The 8,363-nt window shown below is 55.4% G+C and carries 9 protein-coding genes; all 9 read left to right on the top strand.

Annotation, left to right across the window (positions count from 1 at the left end; genetic code table 11):
• Positions 1-50 precede the first annotated feature (50 nt).
• Positions 51-569, top strand: coding sequence for an ankyrin repeat domain-containing protein (locus M0974_RS07380; RefSeq protein WP_297834717.1), 519 nt, complete (start codon positions 51-53; stop codon positions 567-569).
• 92 nt (positions 570-661) lie between these two features.
• Entirely contained in the window at positions 662-1,192 is a 531-nt protein-coding gene (locus M0974_RS07375; RefSeq protein ID WP_297834714.1) for a hypothetical protein, read from the top strand.
• A 161-nt stretch (positions 1,193-1,353) separates the two neighbouring features.
• Positions 1,354-1,545 (top strand): PLDc N-terminal domain-containing protein, encoded by a 192-nt coding sequence (locus M0974_RS07370; protein WP_297834712.1) that lies wholly within the window; start codon positions 1,354-1,356, stop codon positions 1,543-1,545.
• Between the two features lie 214 nt (positions 1,546-1,759).
• On the top strand, positions 1,760-2,620 hold the full coding sequence (gene speE, locus M0974_RS07365) for a polyamine aminopropyltransferase (protein ID WP_297834709.1): 861 nt from the start codon (positions 1,760-1,762) through the stop codon (positions 2,618-2,620).
• A gap of 165 nt (positions 2,621-2,785) precedes the next feature.
• On the top strand, positions 2,786-4,873 hold the full coding sequence (locus M0974_RS07360; RefSeq protein WP_297834706.1) for an LTA synthase family protein: 2,088 nt from the start codon (positions 2,786-2,788) through the stop codon (positions 4,871-4,873).
• Positions 4,874-5,010: 137 nt separating this feature from the next.
• On the top strand, positions 5,011-5,247 hold the full coding sequence (locus tag M0974_RS07355) for a hypothetical protein (RefSeq protein ID WP_297834703.1): 237 nt from the start codon (positions 5,011-5,013) through the stop codon (positions 5,245-5,247).
• Positions 5,248-5,501: 254 nt separating this feature from the next.
• Positions 5,502-5,840 (top strand): ribonuclease E inhibitor RraB, encoded by a 339-nt coding sequence (locus M0974_RS07350; RefSeq protein WP_297834700.1) that lies wholly within the window; start codon positions 5,502-5,504, stop codon positions 5,838-5,840.
• A gap of 466 nt (positions 5,841-6,306) precedes the next feature.
• Complete coding sequence (locus tag M0974_RS07345) at positions 6,307-7,716, top strand: circularly permuted type 2 ATP-grasp protein (RefSeq protein ID WP_297834698.1); 1,410 nt, start codon at positions 6,307-6,309, stop codon at positions 7,714-7,716.
• A 12-nt stretch (positions 7,717-7,728) separates the two neighbouring features.
• Positions 7,729-8,363, top strand: a 635-nt coding sequence (locus M0974_RS07340; RefSeq protein ID WP_297834696.1) for an alpha-E domain-containing protein, incomplete at its 3' end; no start/stop codon positions are given.

Genomic DNA, 8,363 nt, shown 5'->3' with positions numbered 1-8,363 from the left:
GGCGAACCCGAGCCGGTGCTCGATCCGGTCGGGGCCAAATAAATTTCCACATGGAAACGAGCGTCACCGAGGACGAGGAGAAGCGCTATGCCGAACTGCAACAACTCGCGCTTAAGGCAGCGCGGGTCGGCGACACGTCTCTCCTCGCCTCGATGATTGACGCCGGGTTACCGGTGAACCTGACGGACGAAAAGGGCAACACGCTGCTGATGCTCGCCAGCTATCACGGCCACTTGGATGCCGTTCGGGTATTGCTGGAGTTCAAAGCTGACCCAGAGATTCGTAACGACAACGGCCAAAGCCCAATTGCCGGTGCGGCCTTCAAGGGTGATCTGCCAATGGTCCAATTGCTGGTTGAAAATGGTGCAAACGTTGAAGGTGCTTCGGCAGATGGGCGCACTGCATTGATGATGGCTGCAATGTTCAATCGCACTGAAATCGTCGACTACCTTCTGTCTAAAGGTGCAAATCCACATGTCCAGGATGCGCGCGGCGTTACACCATTGGCGGCCGCGCAGACCATGGGCGCGGTGGACACTGCCGAGCAACTGAGCAAACTCAACGGCTAACCTGCCGGGGGGGCGCTAGAGCTAGACTTGATTTCCAGCTATCCTGCGCGGCTAATTTTCCAGCCGCTGTTGGCCACTGTCAGGACTTCCCCATGAAAGACCAGCTCATAGAATTAATCGGTAAAATCAGTTCGGGTTGCATGGACGCAGAAGAAGTCGCCAACGTGGCTGACGAGGCCGCAAAAGCCTACGCTGACCCGGGGGCCTTCCTTGCGGCCAATCCGGACATCAACTACGACGACAGCTTCCCGATTCCGTTGGGGGAATGGGTGGTTATAGGCAGCTTGCCGGACACCGTGCTGTTCCAGGCTGACAGCTACATGAACTTGTTTGCGCAAATCGTTGAGTCCTTTGGTCCTGGCGTAACGTTCAACATCAAACCTAAACAACTGGCCAAGGTTGAACCGCTGACTGCGCTTAATCGGATTCAGATCCAGCTAAGTGCCATGAACAAGGAGAAGGGCGGTTACGTGCTGATGAACCTGAGCCAGCCGCTGGACGATGAATTGCAGGCGGTGTTGGTCTACGGCAATGATGTGGATCGCGTTGTTGAACTGTGCGCAGCCTTAGGGATTGCTGCGGCGCCTTCGTTGGAAGCGTTGCGAATTGCGCTTTACGTTTGATGCTGTAGGCGCTGCCAAAGGCTGCGATAAGGTTCGAAGGACCTTCGCCAACACGTTGGCTCCTTCCTACAGAGAGCTGCAAAATAAGATACTGGCCAAACGGAACCCTCTCTACGCGTAAACATCCTAAGCTGGTAAGCATTAACTTAGGAGCAACAACCATGGGTTCCACTTTTAACGGTCTAATTGGGCTGATCATCCTGGCGCTGGATATCTGGGCGATCATCAATGTATTGAAAAGTGGTGCTGAAGTCGGGATGAAGATCCTTTGGGTGCTGCTGATTCTGCTGCTGCCGGTATTGGGCCTGATCATTTGGGCAATCGCCGGACCACGGGGTAATGTACGCTTCTGATTTACCCGGTTTGATTCAATGCTAGACGTCGGCGCCTGACAGCTGATTGTTGCCAGGTCTCTTTTTATTTGCCAGGCAAGAGCCACCGGCTGGCCAATAGAGGTTCGACCTGACATCGTCCGCAACGTAGAATGCCCGCCTCCTTTCTTAGGGGCGGGGCTTTTCCTGAAGCCGCCGCTGTCCGTTGCCACCAGCATTCACCGGGGACTTACCCATGAGCGATTACCAGGAAACATTGTACGAAGGCTATGGCCAGCGCTTTCGCATAGAAAAAATGCTGCACGAAGTACGCACGGAGCATCAACATCTGGTGATCTTCGAAAACCCGCGCATGGGCCGCGTCATGGCGCTCGATGGTGTGATCCAGACCACCGAGGCCGATGAGTTCATCTACCACGAGATGCTCACCCACGTTCCAATCCTCGCCCACGGTTCCGCCAAGCGCGTATTGATCATTGGCGGCGGCGACGGCGGCATGCTTCGTGAAGTCGCCAAGCATCGTAGCATCGAACACATCACCATGGTCGAGATCGACGGGACCGTGGTCGAGATGTGCAAGCAGTTTTTGCCGAACCATTCCAAGGGCGCTTTCGACGATTCGCGACTGAACCTGGTGATCGATGACGGCATGCGTTTCGTCGCGACGACCCAGGAAAAGTTCGACATCATCATTTCCGACTCCACGGACCCGATCGGTCCAGGAGAGGTGCTGTTCTCGGAAAACTTTTACCAGGCTTGCCGACGCTGCCTGAATGAGGGCGGCATTTTGGTCACCCAAAATGGCACGCCGTTCATGCAGTTGACGGAAGTCCAGACTACCGCCGGGCGTCTGCGCAGTTTGTTCCCCGATTGGCATTTTTATCAGGCCGCGATCCCGACCTACATTGGCGGCGCCATGACGTTTGCGTGGGGCGCGACCAATACCGCGTACCGCAAACTGCCGTTGGAAACCTTGCGCCAGCGTTTTGCCGGCAGCGGTATTGTTACGCGTTATTACAACCCCGAGATCCATATCGGCGCATTCGCCTTGCCCCAGTACGTTCTGCAGGCTGTGAACAAGCCAAGTAACGACTAAGTTGGTTTTTTAGACGCTCGGCTGAAAAATTTGCTTACCTTTCAGCCGCAGCGTGCTACATAAACTTCACAGTCTTTCGCAGAAGATCGTGCGCGCTTTTCGCCTCTTTGGCGGGGCGCACAAGCTTTTAACATTTTCCTCGAATTCAATGGATCTTAGAACACCATGGCCAAAACGGACGCACTGAGACATCAGCCCGCCTCGTCGCGCTTACTACAAATCACTGTCAAATCGCACTTGGCTTACACGCTGTTGAGCGGTGTAGTGTTGATGGTGATGTACAGCCTGTTGCGTGTTGCACTGCTGGTTTACAACCGCCAAATGATCGGCACGACCCCGGCGTCGACCTTTCTTGAAGCCATGGGCAACGGTCTGCGTTTTGATTTGCGCTTGACCGTGTACTTGCTGGTTCCACTGCTACTGGTGCTGCTGAGTGCCCGGGTAATGAACTGGCGTGGTTTGTTCCGTTTTTGGCTGACATTGGGCGCCAGCATCACCCTGTTCCTGGGCTTGATGGAGATGGACTTCTACCGCGAGTTTCACCAGCGCCTAAACGGCCTGGTGTTTCAATACGTGAAAGAAGACCCGAAAACAGTGCTCAGCATGCTGTGGTACGGTTTCCCGGTAGGCCGTTATTTGCTGGCCTGGGCCGCAGTGACGTGGCTACTGAGCCTGGTGTTCAAAGGCATCGACCGTCTGACTCGCGCTAACCGCCCGATGAGCGTCAGCTCCAGCAGTAACCGTTCAGTCGCGCCGTGGTATATGCGCATCGGCGTGCTGCTGTTGTGTGCGTTGGTGGCGGTGATCGCTTCCCGTGGCACCCTGCGTCAAGGTCCTCCGTTGCGTTGGGGCGATGCGTACACTACGGATTCGAACTTTGCCAATCAGCTGGGTCTTAACGGCACCTTGTCGTTGATCGACGCCGCTAAAGCCTTGGGTTCGGACCAGCGCGCCAACATCTGGAAATCGACGATGCCGGATGCGCAGGCGCAGCAGGTCACGCGTGACATGTTGTTGACTGCCAACGACAAGCTGGTAGACCCCGACGTCGCCGCCGTGCGCCGTGATTCGTTGCCTCCGCAGGAAAAAACACTGCCAATCCGCAATGTTGTGGTGATCCTGATGGAAAGCTTCGCCGGTCACTCGGTGGGCGCTTTGGGCAGTGATGCCAACATCACGCCGAACTTCGACAAGCTGTCCCAGGAAGGTCTGTTGTTCGACCGCTTCTTCTCCAACGGTACGCACACACATCAAGGCATGTTCGCCACCATGGCCTGCTTCCCTAACTTGCCAGGGTTTGAATACCTGATGCAGACCCCGGAAGGCAGCAACAAACTGTCTGGCTTGCCACAGTTGCTTAGCGCCCGCGGCTATGACGATGTTTACGTCTATAACGGCGACTTCGCTTGGGACAACCAGTCCGGTTTCTTCAGTAACCAGGGCATGACCACTTTTATTGGTCGTAACGACTTCGTCAATCCGGTGTTCTCCGACCCAACATGGGGCGTGTCCGACCAGGATATGTTTGACCGTGGTGCTCAGGAACTGAAAGCCCGGGAAGGCAAAAAACCGTTCTACGCGTTGCTGCAAACGCTGTCGAACCACACGCCTTACGCGCTGCCAGCCAACCTGCCAGTCGAACGCGTGACTGGGCATGGCACGCTGGATGAGCATTTGACCGCCATGCGTTATGCCGACTGGGCGCTTGGGCAGTTCTTCGAGAAAGCGAAAAAAGAGCCGTATTACAAAGAGACCTTGTTTGTCATCGTGGGCGACCACGGCTTCGGCAACGACAAGCAAATCACCGAGCTGGATTTGGGTCGCTTCAACGTGCCGCTGCTGCTAATTGCCCCCGGCCTCCAGGACAAGTTCGGCAAGCGCAGCAGCACTGTTGGTACTCAGATCGACATCGTGCCGACCATCATGGGCCGCTTGGGTGGTGAGTCGCGTAACCAATGTTGGGGCCGTGATCTGCTGAACCTGCCTGAGGGCGACAAGGGTTTTGGTGTGATCAAGCCTTCGGGCGGTGAGTTGACCGTGGGTTACGTCACCGGTGACCGTATCCTGGTTGAGCCTAAAGGCATGGAGCCGCTGTTGTATCAATACCAGTTGGGCGCCAAGCCTCATGCCGAATTGCTGACCGGCCAACCGGATCAGGCGCAGCTCAAGGAGCGTATGGAAGCGTTCATCCAGACCGCGACCAAGAGCTTGATGGATAACACGGCCGGTGTGTCCGCCGGCAAAAAGCGCTGACGTTTGATTGAAACGAAAGGGGCCTTGATTGGCCTCTTTTTTTTGCCTGCCAGGCAGAACTCGGCAGCGGAACGAATAGTGATTGCTCAGGGTCCAGATTGTGTGAGCTGGTTTTCGGCTCCGCTGAGGAGGCATCGATGAAACAGTGGACCATTGCGTATGTCGATAAAGAAGGTGTGCAGCAAAGCCTTAAGCTTGAGCGCGAGCAATGCCCGAGTAAAGAAGACGCAGCCGACTATCTGCGCGAGGTGTTGTACCCCGTCGCCGACAAGCTTGATTTGAACGACCTCGACGGTCGGGCGCCCGAGCCGACCGTAAAGTCCCTGAAAAATATGCACAGTGTGCAAATCCTCTCTGTAACCGAGGCTGGCTGAGGACTCATAAACGAATGACAGTTTTGCCATTGCCATTGGCATCGGCGGTCGATAGGACTACTCTGGAAATGAGGCCAGTGCAGCATTGCTCTGGCCTCTTCATGTCGACGCCCGGTTTAGCTGCATAGACTTGGCCTTGTCAGCTACATGCTTGATTCCCTGTTGGCAGATTATCTGTCGGCAAGCGGCCACTGTTCAGTGGGTCGTGTCGGGAAAGTTGAAACTCTATCTATCGTTGCATAGGAGGACGTTTCATGAGCACAGCCTATCAAGAGGACATCAGCAGTAATGTACTGCGCCGCATGAAAGAGGGCGGGTTTGATTTCGCCAGCATCCATCCCATTGAGTTTTACGCCGTTTTCCCGGATGAGGAACGGGCACGGCAGGCTGCAGGGCAGTTTCGCGGAGAGTCTTTGAACGCGCAGGTCAGCGCCCGTGATGACGGGGCTTGGCATCTTCAGTTAAGTAAATTGATGTACGCCACTTATGGCGGTATTGGTGATTTCGAGCAGGATTTCCAAACAATGATCACGCCGCTGGACGGCGAGGTCGAGGGTTGGGGTGTCACTCAAGTCATCAAAGGTCTTCATTAACGGTTCTGCATTAACGGTTCTGCGTCACAGATTTGGTTCGACCTCTGCCGGCTGACGTTTCGTTAGCCGGTTTTTAGTATCTGCACAGTCTCATAGCGTCACGAATTGCGGGCAAAAAAAAGCCACTCAGAAAGTGGCTCAAAGGGAAGTTCGTTGAGAGTTCGATGCACAGACCGGTAAAAAATCGGTGGTAGCGAACGGGCCTTAACCTGATGTTCGCTTGATGCTGGTGATTATCTGGAAACAAACCTCCTGCGTGAAATCATCTCTGACTATGCTGGTGATAGATATTGATGTTGAAAGACGCATCCGAATGAGGCGTCGTTGATTTTCGTGGGGCGGTTACTGCACAGGAATGGTGCGGCGGGTGTGAATAGTTTATCCAACTGCTTGATAACTAAGCGTTTATGCCGATGGCACGGGCCTTGCGAAGGCCTTTGATGTCCGTGGTGACAAGGAGTACGGCATGATCCGCACCTTTTATGATGAGATGTACGATGCTGGTGGCTTGGTCCGTCCGCATTATCGGGAATTCGCCCGTTGGTTGGGTGAGACACCGCCCGAGTTATTGGCCCAGCGCAGGCGTGAAGCCGATCTGTTGTTTCATCGCGCCGGTATCACGTTCACGCTGTACGGGGACGAGCAGGGCACCGAGCGGTTGATCCCTTTCGATACGATCCCGCGCAGCATTCCAGCCAGCGAATGGCGGATTGTCGAACGTGGTTGTATCCAGCGGGTCAAGGCACTGAACATGTTTCTTGCCGACCTGTATCACGATCAGCGGATTATCAAGGCCGGGATTATTCCCGCCGAACAGGTGCTGGCCAACGAGCAATACCAGTTGGCGATGCAAGGCCTGAACCTGCACCGTGACATCTATTCACATGTTTCCGGCGTCGATTTGGTGCGTGATGGTGATGGCACGTATTACGTGCTTGAAGACAACTTGCGCACACCGAGTGGCGTGAGCTACATGCTTGAAGACCGCAAGATGATGATGCGCTTGTTCCCGGAGTTATTCGCCGCGCAACGTATCGCGCCTATCGATCATTACCCGAACTTGCTCCTCGACACCCTGAAAAGCTCTAGCCCTATTGATAACCCGAGCGTGGTTGTACTGACGCCAGGGCGCTTCAACAGTGCCTTTTTCGAACACGCGTTTCTGGCGCGGGAAATGGGCGTTGAGTTGGTGGAAGGTGCTGATCTGTTCGTGCGCGATGATCGTGTGTTTATGCGCACCACCGATGGCCCCAAAGCCGTCGATGTGATTTACCGTCGGCTCGACGATGCCTTCCTCGATCCATTGGCGTTCAACCCTGATTCGATGCTGGGTGTGCCTGGTCTGCTGTCGGCCTATCGCTCGGGCAACGTTGTACTGGCGAACGCCATCGGGACCGGCGTGGCGGACGACAAATCGATCTATCCATACGTCACGGACATGATTCGTTTCTACTTGGACGAAGAGCCGATTCTGCAGAACGTCCCGACGTGGCAATGCCGCAAACCGGAAGAGTTGTCCCACGTGCTGGCGCATTTGCCGGAGTTAGTGGTCAAGGAAACCCAGGGTTCTGGCGGTTACGGGATGTTGGTCGGTCCGGCCGCCACCGCAGCAGAGATCGAGTCGTTTCGTGCTCGTCTCAAGGCAAAACCTCACGCGTATATCGCACAACCCACTTTATGCCTGTCGACCTGTCCGACATTTGTCGAGAACGGCATCGCCCCGCGCCACATCGACTTGCGCCCTTATGTTCTTTCCGGCCGTGAAACCCGGGTTGTTCCCGGCGGCCTCACTCGAGTAGCGCTGCGTGAAGGCTCCCTCGTGGTGAACTCGTCCCAAGGCGGTGGAACCAAGGACACATGGGTGGTTGAGGATTAAGGAAGCCTGCCAATGCTAAGTAGAACTGCCTCGGATTTGTATTGGATGTCGCGTTATCTGGAGCGAGCTGAAAATCTCGCACGGATGCTCGACGTCAGTTATTCGCTGTCGTTGATGCCCCAGGATGGGCACGGTGATGGCTTGCACGAACTCGCTATGCCGCTGCTGATTACCGGGACGCTTGAGGATTACGTTGAGCGTCACGGCGAGCTGCACGCTGAACGCTTGCTGCACTTTTTTGCTCTTGATGCGACTAACCCGGCCAGCATCTATAGCTGCCTGGGTGCCGCGCGCGCCAGTGCCCATGCGGTGCGTGGTCGTATTACCGCGGACATGTGGGAAAACATCAACTCTACTTGGCTGGAGATTCGCGGTATCGCCGAGCAGGGTTTGAGCCGTTACGGCATGAGCCGTTTTTGCGAGTGGGTCAAAGAGCGTTCGCACCTGTTTCGCGGTGCAACCTACGGCACGATTATGCGTCACGATGCGTTTCGTTTTATTCGTCTGGGAACGTTCATCGAGCGTGCCGATAACACCCTGCGCCTGCTGGATGCCCGCTACGAGATGTTAGAGCTGCGCGGCAAAGACACCACAGTGGTTGAAGACACCTCCGCTCGCGGTTACTACCAGTGGAGCGCGTTGTTGCG

It is taken from the genome of Pseudomonas sp., from assembly GCF_026224925.1.
GTDB lineage: Bacteria > Pseudomonadota > Gammaproteobacteria > Pseudomonadales > Pseudomonadaceae > Aquipseudomonas.
The sequence above is the reverse complement of the archived record's forward strand: the minus strand, read 5'-3'. Positions and strand labels throughout refer to the sequence as shown.